This is a genomic window from Polaromonas sp. OV174 (genome assembly GCF_900112285.1).
Taxonomy (GTDB): Bacteria; Pseudomonadota; Gammaproteobacteria; order Burkholderiales; family Burkholderiaceae_C; genus Polaromonas.
Map to the genome: position 1 here is coordinate 39,311 of NZ_FOKZ01000017.1, position 17,840 is coordinate 57,150.

General features: G+C 63.1%; 17 protein-coding genes. 8 read left to right on the plus strand and 9 right to left on the minus strand.

What is annotated here, in order from left to right; translation table 11 throughout:
• The first annotated feature begins 33 nt into the window (after nucleotides 1-33).
• The 4 genes from BM160_RS15235 (at nucleotide 34) to hpnE (ending at nucleotide 4,767) form a co-directional block, all read left to right on the plus strand.
• Nucleotides 34-1,422 (plus strand): L-serine ammonia-lyase, encoded by a 1,389-nt coding sequence (locus tag BM160_RS15235; protein WP_092007031.1) that lies wholly within the window; start codon nucleotides 34-36, stop codon nucleotides 1,420-1,422.
• Nucleotides 1,423-1,579: 157 nt separating this feature from the next.
• Nucleotides 1,580-2,395 carry an amino acid ABC transporter substrate-binding protein gene (locus BM160_RS15240; RefSeq protein WP_092007032.1) on the plus strand — a complete coding sequence of 272 codons (816 nt, stop codon included), beginning with the start codon at nucleotides 1,580-1,582 and terminating at the stop codon, nucleotides 2,393-2,395.
• Between the two features lie 94 nt (nucleotides 2,396-2,489).
• On the plus strand, nucleotides 2,490-3,341 hold the full coding sequence (gene hpnD / locus BM160_RS15245; protein WP_092007033.1) for a presqualene diphosphate synthase HpnD: 852 nt from the start codon (nucleotides 2,490-2,492) through the stop codon (nucleotides 3,339-3,341).
• A gap of 139 nt (nucleotides 3,342-3,480) precedes the next feature.
• Complete coding sequence (gene hpnE / locus BM160_RS15250) at nucleotides 3,481-4,767, plus strand: hydroxysqualene dehydroxylase HpnE (protein WP_092007034.1); 1,287 nt, start codon at nucleotides 3,481-3,483, stop codon at nucleotides 4,765-4,767.
• 51 nt (nucleotides 4,768-4,818) lie between these two features.
• Here the strand turns inward: hpnE and BM160_RS15255 are convergent, their stop codons facing one another.
• Together BM160_RS15255 and BM160_RS15260 are read right to left on the minus strand one after the other, a co-directional pair.
• On the minus strand, nucleotides 4,819-5,451 hold the full coding sequence (locus BM160_RS15255) for a glutathione S-transferase family protein (RefSeq protein ID WP_092007035.1): 633 nt from the start codon (nucleotides 5,449-5,451) through the stop codon (nucleotides 4,819-4,821).
• A 29-nt stretch (nucleotides 5,452-5,480) separates the two neighbouring features.
• Nucleotides 5,481-6,176 (minus strand): HAD family hydrolase, encoded by a 696-nt coding sequence (locus tag BM160_RS15260; protein ID WP_092007036.1) that lies wholly within the window; start codon nucleotides 6,174-6,176, stop codon nucleotides 5,481-5,483.
• Between the two features lie 19 nt (nucleotides 6,177-6,195).
• Here BM160_RS15260 and hemH point away from each other — a divergent pair, with 19 nt between their 5' ends.
• Nucleotides 6,196-7,293: a ferrochelatase gene (gene hemH, locus BM160_RS15265; protein WP_092007037.1), complete on the plus strand. Its 1,098-nt coding sequence runs from the start codon at nucleotides 6,196-6,198 to the stop codon at nucleotides 7,291-7,293.
• Nucleotides 7,294-7,344: 51 nt separating this feature from the next.
• Here the strand turns inward: hemH and gudD are convergent, their stop codons facing one another.
• From gudD to BM160_RS15300, 7 genes are all read right to left on the minus strand, one after another.
• Nucleotides 7,345-8,670 carry a glucarate dehydratase gene (gudD, locus tag BM160_RS15270; protein ID WP_092007038.1) on the minus strand — a complete coding sequence of 442 codons (1,326 nt, stop codon included), beginning with the start codon at nucleotides 8,668-8,670 and terminating at the stop codon, nucleotides 7,345-7,347.
• Between the two features lie 26 nt (nucleotides 8,671-8,696).
• Complete coding sequence (locus BM160_RS15275; RefSeq protein WP_092007039.1) at nucleotides 8,697-9,653, minus strand: Bug family tripartite tricarboxylate transporter substrate binding protein; 957 nt, start codon at nucleotides 9,651-9,653, stop codon at nucleotides 8,697-8,699.
• Between the two features lie 150 nt (nucleotides 9,654-9,803).
• A complete protein-coding gene (locus tag BM160_RS15280) occupies nucleotides 9,804-10,850 on the minus strand; it encodes a LacI family DNA-binding transcriptional regulator (RefSeq protein ID WP_092007040.1) in 1,047 nt (348 codons plus the stop codon).
• Nucleotides 10,851-10,887: 37 nt separating this feature from the next.
• Entirely contained in the window at nucleotides 10,888-11,889 is a 1,002-nt protein-coding gene (locus BM160_RS15285; RefSeq protein WP_092007041.1) for a Bug family tripartite tricarboxylate transporter substrate binding protein, read from the minus strand.
• A 27-nt stretch (nucleotides 11,890-11,916) separates the two neighbouring features.
• The gene (locus BM160_RS15290) at nucleotides 11,917-13,422 is read right to left on the minus strand and encodes a tripartite tricarboxylate transporter permease (RefSeq protein ID WP_092007042.1); all 1,506 of its coding nucleotides are present in this window, start codon (nucleotides 13,420-13,422) and stop codon (nucleotides 11,917-11,919) included.
• A gap of 91 nt (nucleotides 13,423-13,513) precedes the next feature.
• On the minus strand, nucleotides 13,514-14,062 hold the full coding sequence (locus BM160_RS15295) for a tripartite tricarboxylate transporter TctB family protein (RefSeq protein ID WP_092007043.1): 549 nt from the start codon (nucleotides 14,060-14,062) through the stop codon (nucleotides 13,514-13,516).
• Between the two features lie 94 nt (nucleotides 14,063-14,156).
• On the minus strand, nucleotides 14,157-15,116 hold the full coding sequence (locus BM160_RS15300) for a Bug family tripartite tricarboxylate transporter substrate binding protein (protein ID WP_092007044.1): 960 nt from the start codon (nucleotides 15,114-15,116) through the stop codon (nucleotides 14,157-14,159).
• A gap of 98 nt (nucleotides 15,117-15,214) precedes the next feature.
• Between BM160_RS15300 and BM160_RS15305 the strand changes: the two genes are divergently transcribed.
• Genes BM160_RS15305 through BM160_RS15315 form a run of 3 tightly spaced genes read left to right on the plus strand, consistent with a single transcriptional unit; the run spans nucleotide 15,215 to nucleotide 17,744 of the window.
• A complete protein-coding gene (locus BM160_RS15305; protein WP_255368937.1) occupies nucleotides 15,215-15,907 on the plus strand; it encodes a response regulator transcription factor in 693 nt (230 codons plus the stop codon).
• A complete protein-coding gene (locus BM160_RS15310) occupies nucleotides 15,904-17,340 on the plus strand; it encodes a sensor histidine kinase (protein ID WP_092007045.1) in 1,437 nt (478 codons plus the stop codon). Before BM160_RS15305 ends, BM160_RS15310 begins: the two co-directional genes overlap by 4 nt.
• Nucleotides 17,340-17,744: an RNA-binding S4 domain-containing protein gene (locus BM160_RS15315; RefSeq protein WP_092007046.1), complete on the plus strand. Its 405-nt coding sequence runs from the start codon at nucleotides 17,340-17,342 to the stop codon at nucleotides 17,742-17,744. The genes BM160_RS15310 and BM160_RS15315 overlap by 1 nt, the downstream gene beginning before the upstream one ends.
• Nucleotides 17,745-17,840: the final 96 nt, after the last annotated feature.

A 17,840-nucleotide genomic window follows, 5' to 3' on the forward strand; every position in this document is an offset into this window, starting at 1 on the left:
CCCAGTGGTCAGGCCTTTTTAATAGGTTTCGCCATGTCCGTCAGCGCTTTTGATCTGTTCAAGATCGGTATCGGCCCCTCCAGCTCGCACACCGTAGGCCCCATGATTGCGGCCCGGCAGTTTGCCTGCAAACTGCGAGCGGCGGGCCTGTTGCCAGCCACCGCCACCCTTGTCACCGAGCTGTACGGCTCACTGAGCGCCACCGGCCGCGGTCACGGCACCGACCGGGCCATCATGCTGGGCCTGGCCGGCCATCAGCCGGACCAGATTGACCCGAACGCGATCGAACCGGCCCTGGCCAGCATCCGCGAAACCCAGCAATTGCGCCTGCTAGACATCCAACCCATCGCTTTCCGGGAGAAAGAGCACATGCTCTTCCTGCGCAAAAGCCTGCCCTTTCACCCCAATGGCATGCGCTTCGTGGCACTGGACGCGGCCGGCGCGGAGTTGGCCAGCGCTGAGTATTTCTCCGTCGGCGGCGGTTTTGTGGTCGACGCCGACGGCCAGCGCGTGCTGAACGAAACCAGCCTGGCCTTGCCGACTGCCGTCGAGCTGCCCTACCCCTTCGACACCGGCGCCGACCTGCTGGCGCAATGCAGCCGTCACCAGATGTCCATTGCGGCGCTGATGCTGGAGAACGAAAAGCAGTGGCGCACGCTGCCCGAGCTGCGCCGCCAGTTGCTGGCCATCTGGCAGACCATGGCCGGTGCGGTGCAGCGCGGCTGTGCCAGCAGCGGCCACTTGCCGGGCCGCATGCAGGTCCAGCGCCGCGCGGCCGGTCTGTACCAACAACTGCAGAACCCCGACAAGAATGCGCCGCTCGATCCGCTGGCCGCCATGGACTGGGTCAATCTGTACGCCATTGCCGTCAACGAAGAAAACGCCGTAGGCGGCCGCGTGGTCACGGCCCCGACCAACGGCGCGGCCGGTGTCATCCCCGCCGTGCTGCATTACCAGCAGCGCTTTGTGGCTGGCGCCAGCGAGGACCACATCATCGACTTTTTGCTGACGGCGGCGGCCATAGGCATCATTTACAAGAAGAACGGCTCGCTGTCGGGCGCCGAAGTCGGCTGTCAGGGCGAAGTCGGCGTCGCCTGCTCGATGGCCGCGGGGGCGCTGGCGGCCGTCATGGGCGGCAGCCCCGCGCAGGTGGAAAACGCGGCCGAAATCGGTATGGAGCACAACCTGGGCATGACCTGCGACCCGATCAGCGGTCTGGTGCAGATTCCCTGCATAGAGCGCAACGCCATGGGCGCCATCAAAGCCATCAACGCCGCACGCATGGCCTTGCGAGGCAACGGAACCCATGTGGTCTCGCTGGACAAGGTCATCAAGACCATGATGCAGACCGGCGCCGACATGAAGACAAAATACAAGGAAACCTCGCGCGGCGGGCTGGCCGTCAATATTGTCGAATGCTAGCAAGGCGCCGATCGAGTGCACCCTAGACTTTTAAATCATTTATTACTGGAGACTTCAGTTGTTCCTACGTGGCCCATCCATCTTTCTTCTCGCAGCTTGCTTGTACTTTCCTGCGCATTCCCAGCCAGCGGCGCGGGGGAATGAAGCCCCCAGCCGGGTGCTCGACAAGCTGCGGGCCGGTGGGCCACTGGTCATCGCCTTTCGTGAATCCTCCATCCCTTTTTCCTACATGGCGTCCGGCAAGGAACCTGTGGGTTACGCGATTGACTTGTGCCTGCAACTTGCCGACGTGCTGCGCAAGGAGCTGAAGCTGCCCAATATGCAGGTGTCGTATCTGCCCGTGAGCGCGGCGCAACGGATTCCCAGCATCGTCGAGGGTCGCGCAGACTTACAGTGCAGCTCGACCATCAACAATGCCGAGCGCCGGGAAAAAGTGAGCTTCACCATCCCCCACTTCATCACGGGTATTCGCTACCTGGTGAAGGCAACGAGCAACATCGACTCGTTGGAGGATCTCAAAGGCAAGCGCGTGGTGTCTACGGTAGGCGCCACCGGATTGCAGATTCTTGAACAAAAGAACCGGGAGCTGCTGCACGGCATGACCATCCTGCCGGCACCGACCCATACCGCCGCCGTCGAAATGGTCGAAAGCGGCAAGGCGGATGCCTTTGCCATGGACGACATCCAGCTCTACAGCCTGGCCGCGAATCGGCCAGACCCCAAGGCCTTGAAAGTTGTCGGAAAGTTTCTGACCACCGATGCCCTGGCGATCATGTTCGCCAAGGACGACCTGCCACTCAAACGCTTGGTTGACCGGGAAATGCGCCGGCTGATCATGTCGCGCGACATCTACCCCATCTATGACAAATGGTTTATGCAGCCCATCCCGCCCAAGGGTCAAAGCCTGCAATTGCCGCCCAGCTACCTGTTGAAGGACTTCTGGAAATATCCCTCCGACTTTGTGCCGGGATAAGGGCTTCAGCTGCAGCGCGGCGGCCCGATGGTGCAGCGCATCAATGTGTTGATGTGCTGGCGGCCGCCCCCAAGTCCCATGGGACAATCGGCGCATGCGTCCCACGAACACCCCGGAAACCTACGTTCAGGAAAAAGCTGCCGCTTCAGGCAGCAGTTTTTATTACGCCTTCCTGTTTTTACCCAAAGAGCGGCGCGCCGCCATCACCGCTTTTTATGCCTTTTGCCGCGAAATTGACGATGTCGTCGATGAAATAAGCGACACCGGCGTCGCCCGCACCAAGCTGGCCTGGTGGCAAGGCGAGGTGCTCAAGTCCTATGCCGGCCAGCCCACGCATCCGGTGATGCGGGCGCTGATGCCCTTGGCGGCGACCTACGGCATCGAGGCACGTCACCTGCAGGCCGTCATCGAAGGCTGCCAGATGGACCTGGAACAAAACCGCTACCTCGACTTCCCCGGCCTCACGCGCTACTGCCACCTGGTGGCGGGCATCGTCGGCGAAGTGGCGGCGCGCATTTTCGGCCAGACCGACGAGGCCACCACGGCCTACGCCCACAAGCTGGGCCTGGCCTTTCAGCTCACCAACATCATTCGTGACGTCGGCGAAGACGCCATGCGCGGGCGCATCTACCTGCCTGTCAATGAGCTGCAGCAGTTTGACGTGAAGGCGCATGAAATCCTGAAGCGCCAGTATTCGGATCGCTTCACCGCACTGATGCAGTTCCAGACCGAGCGCGCGCTGGCGCTTTACGACGAGGCGCTGGCCCTGCTGCCCGAAGCCGATCGCCGGGCGCAAAAGCCAGGCCTCATGATGGCCAGCATCTACCGCACCTTGCTGCGCGAAATTGCCGCCGACAACTACCAGGTGCTGCACCAGCGCGTCAGCCTCACGCCACTGCGCAAGTTCTGGCTGGCCTGGAAAACCCAGGCTTTCGGAACGATTTAGTGAGCCCCCACGCGCCCCACTTCGTGTGGTTCGCTGCGCCTGCGGCCTGGCCAAGCCAGTTCCGCGGCGCCGGCTTGCCAGCACCGCGCTTAGGCCAAGGCCAGCTGATGGCGTGTGCGGCCACTCCACGGCTTGCAACGTGAGAGTCGCCGTCATAGGTGCCGGTTGGGCCGGCTGCGCCGCCGCCGTCGAAGCCACGCGACTCGGTCACCAGGCTACCTTGTTTGAAAGCGCCCGCACCGCCGGCGGCCGGGCCAGACGCGTCATGGCCACAGTGGCCGGTCAACCGGTGGCGCTGGACAACGGCCAGCACATCCTGATTGGCGCCTACGCGGAAAGCCTGCGCTTGATGCGCGACTTGGGCGTTGATGTGGAAGCTAGCTTGCTGCGCCTGCCGCTGACCATGCAGTTTCCCGACGGCAGCGGCCTCAAGCTGCCGCAGTGGCCGGCGCCGCTGGATGCCTTTGCCGGCATCCTGGGCGCACGCGGCTGGTCCTGGGCCGATCGGCTGTCGCTGCTCAAGGTAGCACTGGGCTGGCAGCTCAGGCGCTTTCAGTGCGATGCGGCTCAGTCGGTGACTGATCTGTGCCAAGGACTAACGGCCACGGCCATGGCCGCGCTGATCGAACCGCTCTGTGTGTCGGCGCTCAACACCCCGCCCGAGCGGGCCAGCGGCCAGGTGTTTTTGCGCGTCATGCACGATGCCCTGTTTGCGCAAAGCGGCGGCTCCAACCTGCTGCTGCCACGCGCCGACCTGAGCGCCCTGCTGCCCGATGCCGCGCTGGCCTGGCTGAGCGCACAAGGCAGCGCGCCGCAACTGGGCGTACGCGTGCAAGCCATGGCGCCCACCAACGCCGGCTGGCGGCTCAGCACCGATAGCGATGCCGATCTTGCCTTTGATGCCGTGGTGCTGGCTTGTGCGCCCAAGGAGGCGGCGCGCCTGGTGGCAGGCAGCGGCGTGGCCGCCGACGCCTGGCTGATGCAGGCAAGCGGCTTGCGGCACGAGGCCTTGAGCACGGTTTATCTTCATGCGCCACAGGCTCGCCTGCACCAGCCCATGCTGGCGCTGCGGGCCAACGCCGCCGAGCCGGCCCAGTTTATCTTTGACCGCGGCCTGCTGGGCGGCCCCGCCGGTTTGTTGGCCTTTGTCATCAGTGCCAGCACGGGCGACAGCGCCACGCTGACGCAACAAGTGCTGGCGCAGGCCAAAGGGCAACTCGGGCTGACTGACTTGCAGCCGGTGCAGACGATTGTGGAAAAGCGCGCCACCTTTGCCTGCAGCCCGGGCTTGCAGCGCCCGCTGGCTCACATCGCGCCTGGCCTGCTGGCCTGCGGTGACTACATAGACGGGCCATATCCCGCCACACTGGAGGGCGCGATCCGCTCTGGGCTGCAAGCCGCCCGGGGCCTGCACCAAACCGACTGACGGCCGAAAACTATCAAATAGATAGCGCGCTGCGCCCGTCAATAAAGCGCTTCAGGCACTTTTCGCCATATTTCTGACTTCCAGGAAGGCTGGCCTGGCCAGGCAACGCTGCAACCATTCGGCGACCCGTGGGCACTGCGTCATCAGTTCGCTCGCACCTTCCACCCAGGCCAGCACCGACGCCACGCAGATATCGGCCACGGTAAAGCGCTCACCGGCCAGATAGCTGCGGCTTTGCAAATGCTGCTCCAGCACGCTCAAGGGGCCAGCCAAACGCCGCTGGGCCTCGTCGGCCAGCTGGCTCTTGCGACGCTCAACCGGCATCAGCACGCGGTGCATCAAAAACGCCAGGGCGTCTTTTTCACACTCGGTCATGGCCCAAAAACTCCAGCGCAGGATTTCGGCCTGCTCGGCATGATTTTCTGCCGCCAGCGAGGGCATATTGCTGCTTTTGAAGCGCTCGGCCAGGTACAGCGTACAAGCCATGGATTCCCAGACCAGCACGCCCTCGTCGTCAATCACGGGAATGCGGCCATTGGGATTGAGTAGCAAAAATTCCGGCGTGCGCGTGGCCCCGCCCAGGTAAGGCAGGGGAATATGCTCGTAGGCCAGGCCCAGCTCCTGCGCCACCCACAGAGGCCGTGCCGCACGCGAAGCCGCCGTGCCATAGATTTTGAGTGTCATGGAAAGCCTTCAGAAAAAGTAGGCCGCACTCAGGCGGGGAACAACTCGCACAACTCTACCAGCGTGCTCACAGTTTCATGCGGTTCATCGGGATGAGCCCACAGGTGTTCGGAGCGGTTGACCCAGACCGTCTGCATGCCGCAGTTGAGAGCGCCCAGTACGTCCAGCATGGCATCGTCGCCCACATGCAGCACCTCGGACGGCAACACCTCGGCAGCGCTGGCGGCGGCAAGGAAAATACGCGGGTCGGGCTTGGCCACGCCAAACTGCGGGGCGCTGATGCTGGCCCGAAAATACGATTCAATGCCTATGCGCCGTATGTCCGCACTGCCGTTGGACAAGGCGATCAAGGGAAAACGGCTGGCCAAAAATGCCAGCGACTGCAACGCATCGTCAAACAAGGTCACCCGATTCCGTTCGGCATAAAAAACATCGAAGCCCGCCTCGGCCAGCAAGGGGTCCTCACCGGAGCGGTAGAGGGCAACGCGAATCGCCTCGCGGCGAATGGCGCTCAGGTCGTGCTTGAGCTCGGGCCGCGAACGCAGTACTTGCGCACGAATTTCATGCCTGGCCGATTGATTGGCGAACAACGCGGCAGTCATGGGCGCCTGTCGGCTCAGCCAGTGCTCCAGCGCCTTCTCGGCCCGCTCTATGGCGGGCCAAATCGGCCACAAGGTATCGTCAAGATCCAGTGTGATGGCTTTGATAATGGTCAGATCAAGCATAGGTAGGCGAGAATAACCCATGTCTTTTGCCTCCGAGCCTTTATTCACCCACGGCGCGCCTGCGCAAGCCACCACCGCCATCTTGCTTTGCAATCTCGGGACCCCCGATGAAGCCAGCGCCCCAGCGCTGCGCCGCTACCTGGCCGAATTCCTCAGCGACCCACGCGTGGTCGAAATTCCCAAGCCGATCTGGTGGCTGATATTGCACGGCATCATCTTGCGCATACGACCCAAAAAATCCGCCGCCAAATACGCCAGCATCTGGACCCCCGAGGGCTCGCCGCTCAAGGTCTGGACGCAAAAACAGGCCACCATGCTGAGCGGCTACCTGGCGGTGCGCGGCCACAAGGTGGAGGTCCGCATGGCCATGCGCTACGGCAACCCGTCCATCGCTTCGCAGCTGGATCAACTCAAGGCCGATGGTGTGACGCGCATCCTCATCCTGCCGGCCTATCCCCAATACAGCGGCACCACCACCGCCAGCGTGTTTGACGCCGTCTACGGCTGGGCCGCACGGATACGCCGGATTCCCGAATTCCGCTTCATCAATCATTACCACGATGAGCCGGGCTACATCAACGCACTGGCCGACAGGATTCGCCGGCATTGGCAGAAAAATGGCCAGGCCGCGCAGTTGGTCATGAGCTTTCACGGAGTGCCCGAACGCACGCTGAAGTTGGGCGACCCCTACCACTGCGAGTGCCAGAAGACCGCACGCCTGCTGGCGGAGAAACTCGGGCTGGCCAAAGACCGCTACCAAGTGACTTTCCAGTCGCGCTTTGGCAAGGCCAAGTGGCTGCAACCCTACACCGAGCCGACGCTGGTGGCACTGGCACAAGCCGGCGTCAAAAACGTGGACGTGGTCTGCCCCGGCTTTACCGGCGATTGCCTGGAGACGCTGGAAGAAATTGCCATGGAAGCGCGCCACGCCTTTTTGCAGGCGGGCGGCCAGCAATTCAATTACATCGAATGCCTGAACGACAGCCCGGTGTGGCTGGCCGCGCTGGCCGACCTGAGCATCCAGCACCTGGGCGCTTGGCCGACCACGACCGCGGCCGACCCAGAGTCACTGGCCGCCTCACGCGCCGCAGCACAGGCGCTTGGGGCAGCGCAATAGCTCACAGGCGGTGCCGGTGCCATTCAGACCGGCCACCAGGAACGACGCGCTCTAACGCACCAGGCAAGGGCCTTTGGGATCGAACTTCCAGCCGGGGATCAGGTACTGCATCGCCATGGCGTCGTCTCGTGAACCCAGGCCGTGCTGCTTGTAGAGCTGGTGGGCTTTTTCGACCTCGGCCATGTCCAGCTCAATGCCCAGACCGGGCTTTTTGGGCACCTCGACAAAGCCGCCCTTGATCTGCAGCGGCTCCTTGGTGAGGCGCTGTCCGTCCTGCCAGATCCAGTGCGTGTCAATCGCCGTGACGCGACCAGGCGCGGCTGCCCCCACATGCGTGAACATGGCCAGAGAAACATCGAAGTGATTATTCGAGTGTGAACCCCAGGTCAGACCCCAGTCCCGGCACACCTGGGCCACACGCACCGACCCCGCCATGGTCCAGAAATGCGGGTCGGCCAGGGGAATATCGACGGACTGCAGCGACAGGGCGTGCGACATCTGGCGCCAATCGGTGGCAATCATGTTGGTGGCCGTGGGCAAGCCGGTGGCGCGGCGGAATTCCGCCATGACCTCGCGGCCCGAAAAGCCATCCTCCGCGCCGCAGGGATCTTCGGCATAGGCCACCACGTCGCGCGCATCCCGCATCAGGCGAATCGCATCTTTGAGCAGCCAGCCGCCATTGGGATCCAGCGTGACCCTGGCCTTGGGGAAGCGTTCATGAATGGCGGTCACGGCCGCCACTTCGTCCTCGCCGCGCAGCACGCCGCCTTTGAGCTTGAAGTCGTTAAAGCCATAGCGCTCGTAAGCGGCCTCAGCCAGGCGCACCATGGACTCCGGCGTGAGCGCCACTTCATGGCGCAGCCTTGACCAGGCATCGGCTGCCTCGGGATCCGTCACATAGGCCAGATCGGTCTTGCTGCGGTCGCCAATGAAAAACAGATAGCCCAGCATTTCAACCTTGTCCCGTTGCTGGCCTTCACCGAGCAAGGCCGCCACCGGCACTTCAAGGTGCTGGCCCAGCAGATCGAGCAGCGCCGACTCCAGCGCCGTCACCGCATGGATGGCGATGCGTAGATCGAAAGTCTGCAGGCCTCGGCCCCCGACATCGCGATCGGCAAAGCGCTCACGTGCTTGCTGCAGGATGGCAAGGTAGTTGCCAATCGGCTGCCCCAGTACCAGCGAGCGCGCATCTTCTATGGTTTGGCGGATCTTCTCGCCACCGGGCACCTCCCCGACGCCGGTGTGGCCAGAGCTGTCCGTGATGATGACGATGTTGCGCGTGAAAAATGGCCCATGCGCACCGCTGAGGTTCAGCAGCATGCTGTCGCGACCGGCGACAGGGATAACTTGAAGGCCTGTGACCAAAGGGGTTGACATGGTTGCTCTTTACTCTATCGGCTGGTTTAGTCTGCTTTGATGTTGCCGGCCTCTATGACCTGCTTCCAGCGGGCGAACTCCGCGACCTGAAAGCTGGCGAACTGCTCAGGCGTATTGGCGACAATCTCGAAGCCCAGGTCTATGAGCTTGGGCTTGACCTGCGGATCGTTGAGCGCGGCCACGATGGCTGAATGCAGCTTGCTGCGCACGTCGGCGGGCAGTCCCTTGGGCGCCGCAATGGCTTGCCACGAATACACATCCACATTCTTGACACCCGCTTCGGCCAGCGTAGGCACCTGAGGCATCAGCGTGGAACGCTTGTCTCCGGTGACAGCCAGCGCGCGCAATTTGCCACCATTGACCTGCGTGAGAATCGCGTTGATGTTCTGGAAGGAAGCGTCCACCTGTCCTCCCAGCAGATCAGCGATGGCCGGTGCGCCGCCTTTGTAGGGAATATGCAGGGCCGTGGTTTTTGTCTGCTGCCAGAAAAGTTCTGCCGTCAGATGGTCCGAGGAGCCATTGCCGGAAGAGGCAAAGCTCATCTTGCCGGGCTCCTTCTTCATCTTCGCCAGCACATCGGCAACGCTCTTCAAGGGTGACGCCGCGGGCACCACCAGCACGTTGGGCGCCTGCACGGCGACGGTAATCAAATCAAAATCCTTGGACGGGTCGTACTGCACGCCCTTCATCAGGTGAGGCGCAATGACAAAAGGGCCCAGCGAAGACACCAACAGGGTGTAGCCATCGGCTGGGGCACGCTTGACTTGCGTAGCGCCAATGGTGCCGGTGGCCCCGGCCTTGTTATCGACGATGAAAGTCTGGCCGAACTTAGTCCCCAACTGGAGCGCCAGGGTACGGGCAATCATGTCGGTAGAGCCCCCGGGAGGAAACGGCACCACCATGGTGACGGGTTTGTCGGGCCAGGCGAAAGCCGGTGCGGTCAGGGCCAAGGCCGTGGTGATGGTGCACAGCAGTTTTTTCATTGAGGCATCTCCTAGGGTGGTTGAAACGGGCGTGAAAAACGCCACTATCAAGATCAATGCTGGTAACGTTAACGAAATAGAATGTTAACGTTACCAATTCTGCTGTCAACGGGAAATTACCTGGGGAAAATACCTAGCGAGCCAAGGTATTCAGACACTGGCGCGCTCGATGATGGAAAAACCCAAGTCCATCACGCGCGACTCGGGTGGGCGGCCTTGGGCGCAATCCACGATGTAGCGCGCGGCCTGACGCCCAATGCGGGTGCCGTCAATACGAACCGTCGTCAGCGCAGGGTGCAGGTCACGGGCCAATGGCAAATCACCAAACCCCATGACGGCCAGCTGCCCCGGCACCTCAATGCCTTGCGCCTGCGCCTCGATCAACACGCCCAGCGCCAGTAGATCGGAGCTGCAAAAAATCGCATCGATGTCCGGGTGTTCCGCCAGCAGCGCGCGCAAGCCGCTGCGTCCGCTACCCAGCGAGGTAGGCGCAGGCACCAAGTGAATCGGTGGCGGAGCTATGCCCAGCCGGGCTGCGGCCTCAACGAAAGCCTGATTGCGACGGTGCGAGCGCTCGTCGTCCCCGCCGATGACGGCCAGGCGCCGGCGCCCACGCGCATGCAGGTAGTCGCAGACGCTGCGGCCGACCTCGGTGTGCGAAAAGCCGACCAGCATATCGATAGGCGTGGGCGTGAGGTCCCAGGTTTCAACGACAGGGATGCCTGCGGCCAGCAAACGCCGCCGGCCTTCAGGGGAATGCATGATGCCCGTCAGCACAATACCGTCGGGGCGGCGGCCTATGATGGCGCCGAGCAAATCGTCTTCACGCGAATTCTCGTAACCGCTTTGGCCCAGCATCAACTGATAACCCTGCTCTGCCAGAGCGGCCGTCAAGGCCTGAATGGTTTCCATGAACACCGGGCCGGCCAGTGTAGGCACCAGCGCGGCCACCAGGCGGCTCTTGTTCGAGCGCAGACCGCCGGCCAGCAGATTGGGAACATAACCGGTCTTGGCAACCGCCTCCTGCACCTTCATCAAGGTCGCAGCAGGCACCTGATCCGGCGTGTTGACAGCACGCGACACCGTCATTGCTGAGACACCGGCGAGGCGCGCCACGTCACTCACGGTCACGCTTTGAGGACGGCGGCGCGGCGCGGCGGCCAAGGCGGCTTGTGGTTTCGAATGCGGATCGCTCATCCCCGCTATGGTAACGCTACCAAAAACGAGTCCTGACTCAGGCTTTCAGTTTGAGCAGATGCACCATCACCTGGGAGGTTGTCATGTCAAAGTCAATAAAGCTGTTGAAGCTGGGGCCAGACAGCCAGGATGACTCCCAGCGGTTTTGCTTCAGCGCCTTCAACCAGGAAGCGTGGGCGGTGGCGGCCTTCACGACTTCCACCATCTCGGCCTGGCGCGCAGCCGTCACGCCCTGGCCGGTGAACACGCCGCGCCAGTTGGCCATGTCCACGTCCACACCCTGTTCGCGAATCGCAGGAATGCCGAAAACCGAACGTTTTGACGACACGCCGATGGCGCGCAATTTGCCGCTGGCCAGATCCTCGCTGAACTCGCTGTAGCCAGAAATGCCGGCCACCGCCTTGCCGCTGAGCACGGCCTTCACCACCTCGGCGCCGCCGGCAAAAGGCAGGTAGACCAATTCGTCGGGCTTGCTGCGCGCGCCGCGCGTGAATACACCGGCAAACACATGGTCGACACCTCCGGCCGAACCGCCGGCGATGGGCGTCTCCTTGGGATTGGCCCGCATGCGCTCCGCCAGCTCCTTGATGCTTTTAATCGGCGAGTCGGCGGCCACCACCACAACCAGATAGTCGCTGGTCAGACGCGCCACCGGCTGAATGTGCTTCATGTCAACGACAGGCTTTTGCAGCGCAACCGCCCCCACCATGACCATGCCACCCATCAACAAGGTGTTGGGATCGTTGCTGTACTTTTCGGCGTAATAAGCCAGTCCAAGGGTGCCGCCCTTGCCGCCCTTGTTTTCATAGTCGATCTCATCGGTCGCACCCGCACCAATTAGCGCCGCGCCCAAGGCACGGCCGGTCTGGTCCCAGCCACCGCCGGCATTGGCCGGAATCACCATGCGCAGCCTGGGCGCCAGCCGGCTCACCTTGCTGTTTTTTGCGGCTGTTTGTGCCCACAGCGGCGAAGCGATGGCGCCGCCCAAGCTTGCCACGCCCAAGCCACCCAATACGTTGCGTCGTTTGATGTTCAACATGTTGTCCTATCTTGTTGATTGCAAATATCAGGCAATGGCTTTGCGGGCAGACCAGCGCTTGGCCAGCCGCGGCAACACCAACACGGCCACCACAATCACCACCAGCGTGATCGACATGGGGCGCTGGAAGAACACCATGGCGCTGCCCTCGCCTATAGACATGGCATTGCGCAGTTGCGCTTCCGCCAGCGGGCCCAGGATCATGCCCACCACCACAGGGGCGGTCGGAAAGTCGAAGCGGCGCATCAGCACACCGAGCAGGCCAATGGCATAGAGCAGGAACAAATCAAACGCACTCTGGCGCATGCCATAAGCACCCACCGTCGCGAAGATCAGGATGCCCGCATACAGCTGTGGCTTGGGGATCTTCAGCAGCTTGACCCAGAGGCCGACCATGGGCAGGTTCAGCACCAGCAGCATCACATTACCGATATAGAGCGAGGCAATCAGCGCCCACACCAGGGCGGCAGAGGTGGTGAACAGCTGCGGTCCGGGCTGGATGCCGTAGTTCTGGAAAGCGCCCAGCAGGATGGCCGTGGTGTTGGACGTCGGGATGCCCAGCGTGAGCAGGGGAATCAGCGCCGCCGTCACCGTGGCATTGTTGGCCGCCTCAGGTCCGGCCACGCCTTCAATGGCGCCGCTGGTGCCAAACTCCGCCTTGTCCTTTGGGTCCTTGGTCAGCTTTTTTTCCACTGCATAGCTCAGGAAGGTCGGTATCTCGGTGCCGCCCGCCGGAATGCAGCCAAAAGGCGCGCCGATGGCGGTGCCGCGCAGCCAGGCGGGAATCGAGCGCTTCCAGTCGCGCGCCGTCATGTGCACCCGGCTGAGCTTGTTCTGCTGCTCCACCACCCGGCCCTCATACAGCACGGCATACAGCACTTCCGCCACCGCGAACAGACCGACCGCCACCAGCACGATTTCAATGCCGTCCAGCAATTCCGGAATACCGCCGGTGTAGCGACCCTGGCCCGAAATCTGGTCGAGGCCGACGCAGCCCGCCGCCAGGCCGACGAACAAGGCCGTCATGCCGCGCAGCGTGCTTTTGCCCAGCACCGCGCTGACCGTGGTGAAGGCCAGCAGCATCAGCAGGAAATACTCGGGCGGGCCCAGCTTGACGGCAAATTCGGCCACAAAAGGCGCGAACAAGGTCACGATGACCGTGGCGATGGTGCCCGCCACAAAGGAACCTATGGCAGCGGTCGCCAGCGCGGCGCCGGCGCGGCCGCTCTTGGCCATCTTGTTGCCCTCCATGGCCGTGACCATGCTGGCGGTTTCGCCCGGCGTGTTCAGCAGGATGGAGGTGGTCGAGCCGCCGTACATGGCGCCGTAGTAAATACCCGAGAAAAAAATCATCGAGGCCGTGACGTCGACCTTGGCCGTGATCGGCAGCAGCATGGCCACCGCCACCGCCGGGCCGATGCCGGGCAGCACGCCGACGGCCGTGCCCAGGGCGCAACCCACCAGGCACCACAGAAGATTCGCAGGCGTGATCGCGAGCGCGAAGCCATGCATCAATGCGTTGAAGATATCCATTTAAGACTCCTGACGGACCGCCTCGTAGGAGGTTTGCGCCCCCTCGAGAGGCAGCGAATATACATAGTGACGAGCGTGAGGGCACATAGTTTTAGAGCCACCCGGTTGATGTCAGGCCCGGCAGGTTGATGGCCAGGAATTGCGTAAACATCCAGAACACCGGCGCTGAAATCAACAGCCCGGTCATGAGGTCAAGGCCCCAGGTGCCAAGCGCGCCCGACGGCTGGCCGCTGGCGCGCCTCAGGCCCTGCACAGCCAGCAGGTAGCACAGCGTGCAGCTGAAAATAAAGCCTATCGTGGTGATCAGCGCCGCGTTGAGCAGCAAGCCCGCCGAGACCCAGACAAAGCCCGGCCAGTAGGCCCGCGTCGCACCGGAAGGCGCGTCAAGCTCGCGAAAGCCGCCGCTACGCGCTTCCCAGATGATCCATCCGCCGCAAACCGTCAGCACGACGGACACCAGCCAGGGCAGAAAGTTAGGCCCGACGCCGCCATAACCGGCCTCGGAAGAAATGCTGATGGCGCCAAAGGCCAGCGCCAGGCCGGTCAGCAGCACGCCGGCGCCGACCAGGGTTTGCGGCCAGACGACCGCCACAGGAGAGGCGGCTGGTGGGTGATAAGCCAGGGGATCTGGAGTTGTCATTGTGGTGCTCCCGGGAACTTAGCGATAAACATGAAAACGGCGCGCTGCCTTCCCGTGGAGGGCAGCGCGCCGTGCTTGCACGAGGGTCGGGGCCTCAGACCATGCCGGACTTGACCATGGTGGCGCGCAGGCTGGCAAAGTCGTCGTCGACAAACTTGTCAAAGGCCGGGCCGGTCAATACGGCGGGAGTCCAGTTGTTTTTCTGCGAGGCTTCAATCCAGCTCTTGGACTTGAGGGCCTTGAGAATCATGTCGGTCAGCGTCTTGCGCTGCTCGGCAGAGATGCCGGGTGCGCCATAGACGCCGCGCCAGTTGCCGATCACCACATTGATGCCCTGCTCCTTGAGGGTTGGAATGTTCACGCCGGGCAGACGAGCATCGGAAGTGACGGCCAGCGCCTTCATCTTGCCGGCGCTGATGTATTCGGAAAACTCGCTGTAGCCGCTGCCGCCCACCGTGACGTTGCCGCCCAAAATAGCGGCGGTGGCCTCGCCGCCGCCGCGGAAGGCCACATAGTTGATCTTGGCTGGATCAACGCCGGCTTCACGCGCGATCATGGCCGCGGCAATGTGCTCGGTGGAGCCGCGCGAGCCGCCGCCCCATTTCACGCTGCCGGGGTCTTTCTTGAGCTGCGCGATCACCTCCGCCATGCTCTTGAAGGGCGAGTTGGCGGGCAGCACGAACACGTTGTACTCGCTGGACAGGCGCGCGATGGGCGTTGCCTGGCTCAAGCTCACGGGCGGCTTGCCGGTGATCAGGCCACCCAGCATCACGGCGCCCATCACCATCAAAGCGTTGCCGTCGCCCTTGCTGCCGTTGACAAACTGGGCCAGACCCAGCGCACCGGCGGCGCCGCCTTTGTTGTCATAGGTCACGGTAGAAGCCGCACCGGAATCCATCATGGCCTTGCCCAGGGCACGGCCGGTGGTGTCCCAGCCGCCGCCGGGATTGGCCGGAATCATCATCTTGACATTGGCCGCAGCAAAGGCCGACAGGGGCAAGGCGCCCCCAGCGGCCAGGGCCGCCATGGATTTCAAAAAGGTATCGCGACGCATGAGTGTCTCCTTATGGGTGTAATAACCCACCGATGATGCACCGCCTTGCTGTCAAACGGCTGTCCAAATGCATTGGGGAAAGTGCTAATGTCCTGCCCATGACGCCGACCCTGAAATTGCTGCTGATCGAAGACGATGCTTCCATGCAAACCGCCCTGCAGCGCGCCCTGAGCCGGCGCGGCATGGAGGTGGTGGGCTGCACCGATGGCCGGCAGGCCGTGGCGCAATGGAGCACGGCCCAGCCCGATGTGGTGGTGCTCGACCTCAGCCTGCCCGGCCTGGACGGCCTGCAGGTGCTGGAGCTGGCGCGGCGCCAGGGCCTGCTCACGCCGGTGCTGATCCTGACGGCGCGCGGCACCGTGGGCGACCGAATCATGGGCCTGAACCTGGGGGCCGACGACTACCTGCCCAAACCCTTTGACCTCGACGAACTGGAGGCCAGGCTGCGCGCCCTCAGCCGCCGACGCGCCGCACCAAGCACGGAAACCGGACCTAGCCAGCAGCTAGTGGGCGATCTTCGCTATGAAAAAGAGAGCGGCGCGATTTACCACCGCGACCAGGTGCTGGAACTCACGCCGCGCGAGCTGGCCTTGCTGCAGACCCTGATCGTCAAGCCCGGCCATGCGGTATCCAAGGAGCGGCTGTTCGAGCTGGTGTTTCCCGGCGAGACCGACGTGCAATACGAGGCGGTGGAAGTGGTGGTCTACCGGCTGCGCAAAAAACTCTCGCATACCGGCGTCACCCTGGTCACCTTGCGCGGCCTGGGCTATTTGCTGAAGGTAGATGCATGAGCCGCAGTGAGCCGCCACAGACGCCCAGCCAAGCCATCTCCCTTAGACGCTATTTATTGCTGGGCATACTGCTGCCGGTGGGTCTGCTGGTCATCATCAACACCATCAGCCTCTATAGCCAGACGCTGGGCGCCGTCAACACTGCCTATGACAGAACCCTTCTGGCCTCGGCCAAATCGATAGGCGAAGAACTCGACGTGAGCGGCTACGACGATCAGTCAGAGCTGCGCGTGACCGTGCCCTATGCAGCGCTGGAAGCCTTCGAGGCCGACAACCAGAGCCGGCTGTTTTACCGGGTGTCCAGCCTCAAGGGCGACTTGGTCTCGGGCTTTGCGCAGCTGCCCTTCTGGCGCGGCAGCATCCCGGCCAAACCGCCTTACGCGGCGCTGGTGGACTTTTACGACGACGAGTTTGATGGCGACGCCGTGCGCGTGGCCGTGCTGCTGCAGCCGGTGGCCAGCCCCGGGGGGCGTGCCATCGCGGTGATCCAGGTGGCGGAAACGCTGGAGCTGCGCAAAACTCTGGCACGCAAAATCCTGGTCGATACCTTGTGGCGGCAAGCCATGCTGCTGGCCGTGATTGCGCTGGTGGTGGTCGTGGTGGTGCAGCGTGCGACCCGGCCGGTGCGGCGCCTCAGCGCCGAGTTGCAGACACGCCCCGAAGGCGACCTGACGGCCCTGAGCGCACCCGATGCGCCGCGTGAATTGCTGCCGCTGGTAGACGCCACCAACGCCGTGATGGGCCGGCTCAACCACCTGCTAGATAACCAAAACCGCTTTGTGCGCGATGCCGCGCACCAGTTGCGCACACCGCTGGCCGTGCTGAAGGTGCAAGTGCAGTCGGCGCTGCGCGGCGACATGGATGCGCGCGAAGCCCTGGTCGACATCCGGCAGACCGTGGACCGCGCCACCTTGCTGGCCAACCAGATGCTGGCGCTGGCCAAGGTGGAGCAGCTGCGCCAACAGGCCGACCTGCCACTGATTGATCTGGCGCAGGTGCTGCGCTCGGTAGCGCTTGACCTGTCGCCGCTGATTGCCGAAAAAGACCTGGATTTCGAGATTGAAACCGCCCCCGCCCCGATTCGTTCGCATGAATGGATGCTGGGCGAGCTGGCGCGCAACCTGCTGCACAACGCCATCAAACACACGCCGGCCGGCGCTACGCTGTCGGTGCGCATCGTCTGCGATGCCAACTACGCCGCCCTAACCATCAGCGATGGCGGCCCCGGCATTTCGGCGGAACTGGCGGCGCGCCTGTATCAGCCTTTTTCGGCCGGCAATGTGCGCCACGGCTCAGGCCTGGGTCTGGCCATTTGCCGGGAAATCACCTTGGCGCTCAATGGCAGCATCTCGCTGGAAAACCGGCTGCATCGGGGCCATGTCACAGGCCTGGACGCCACCGTGCGTTTGCCACTGGTTCACAATGACAGCTGATGGATAAATTACGCATAGACAAGTGGCTGTGGGCCGCCCGCTTTTACAAAACGCGCTCGCTCGCCGTGGAAGAAATCAACAAGGGTCGGGTACGCATCAACGACCTGGAGGCCAAGCCTGCCCGCGAGGTCAAGGCGGGCGACACGGTGAGCCTGCGGCAGGGCCCGCTGCTACGCACGCTGGTGGTGCGCGGCATCAGCAGCCAGCGCGGCGCCGCACCGGTGGCACAGCAGCTCTACGAAGAAACCGAAGCCAGCCTGGCGCTCAGGGCGCAGGCCGCCGAGCAACGCCAGTTGAACAGCGAGCCGGCCAGCAGCCTGGAGCACGGCCGACCCACCAAGCGTGACCGCCGCAGCCTGGACAAGGCCTGGAACAGTCGCTGGAGCGCCTCGATAGATCACTAGACAGCTCCCATTTCAATAGCAGGCGGTGGACGTGGTTATTGGGCTAGGGGCCGATTTGATTCAAATTTTCAAAAACGCCCCCAGCCACCGCCGAGC

Coding starts and splice junctions, on each gene's coding strand:
- BM160_RS15235 (WP_092007031.1), top strand. CDS start 34: ATGTCCGTCAGCGCTTTTGATCTGTTCAAGATCGGTATCGGCCCCTCC.
- hpnD (WP_092007033.1), top strand. CDS start 2,490: ATGCGTCCCACGAACACCCCGGAAACCTACGTTCAGGAAAAAGCTGCC.
- BM160_RS15255 (WP_092007035.1), bottom strand. CDS start 5,451: ATGACACTCAAAATCTATGGCACGGCGGCTTCGCGTGCGGCACGGCCT.
- BM160_RS15260 (WP_092007036.1), bottom strand. CDS start 6,176: ATGCTTGATCTGACCATTATCAAAGCCATCACACTGGATCTTGACGAT.
- hemH (WP_092007037.1), top strand. CDS start 6,196: ATGTCTTTTGCCTCCGAGCCTTTATTCACCCACGGCGCGCCTGCGCAA.
- gudD (WP_092007038.1), bottom strand. CDS start 8,670: ATGTCAACCCCTTTGGTCACAGGCCTTCAAGTTATCCCTGTCGCCGGT.
- BM160_RS15275 (WP_092007039.1), bottom strand. CDS start 9,653: ATGAAAAAACTGCTGTGCACCATCACCACGGCCTTGGCCCTGACCGCA.
- BM160_RS15280 (WP_092007040.1), bottom strand. CDS start 10,850: ATGAGCGATCCGCATTCGAAACCACAAGCCGCCTTGGCCGCCGCGCCG.
- BM160_RS15285 (WP_092007041.1), bottom strand. CDS start 11,889: ATGTTGAACATCAAACGACGCAACGTATTGGGTGGCTTGGGCGTGGCA.
- BM160_RS15290 (WP_092007042.1), bottom strand. CDS start 13,422: ATGGATATCTTCAACGCATTGATGCATGGCTTCGCGCTCGCGATCACG.
- BM160_RS15295 (WP_092007043.1), bottom strand. CDS start 14,062: ATGACAACTCCAGATCCCCTGGCTTATCACCCACCAGCCGCCTCTCCT.
- BM160_RS15300 (WP_092007044.1), bottom strand. CDS start 15,116: ATGCGTCGCGATACCTTTTTGAAATCCATGGCGGCCCTGGCCGCTGGG.
- BM160_RS15305 (WP_255368937.1), top strand. CDS start 15,215: ATGACGCCGACCCTGAAATTGCTGCTGATCGAAGACGATGCTTCCATG.
- BM160_RS15310 (WP_092007045.1), top strand. CDS start 15,904: ATGAGCCGCAGTGAGCCGCCACAGACGCCCAGCCAAGCCATCTCCCTT.
- BM160_RS15315 (WP_092007046.1), top strand. CDS start 17,340: ATGGATAAATTACGCATAGACAAGTGGCTGTGGGCCGCCCGCTTTTAC.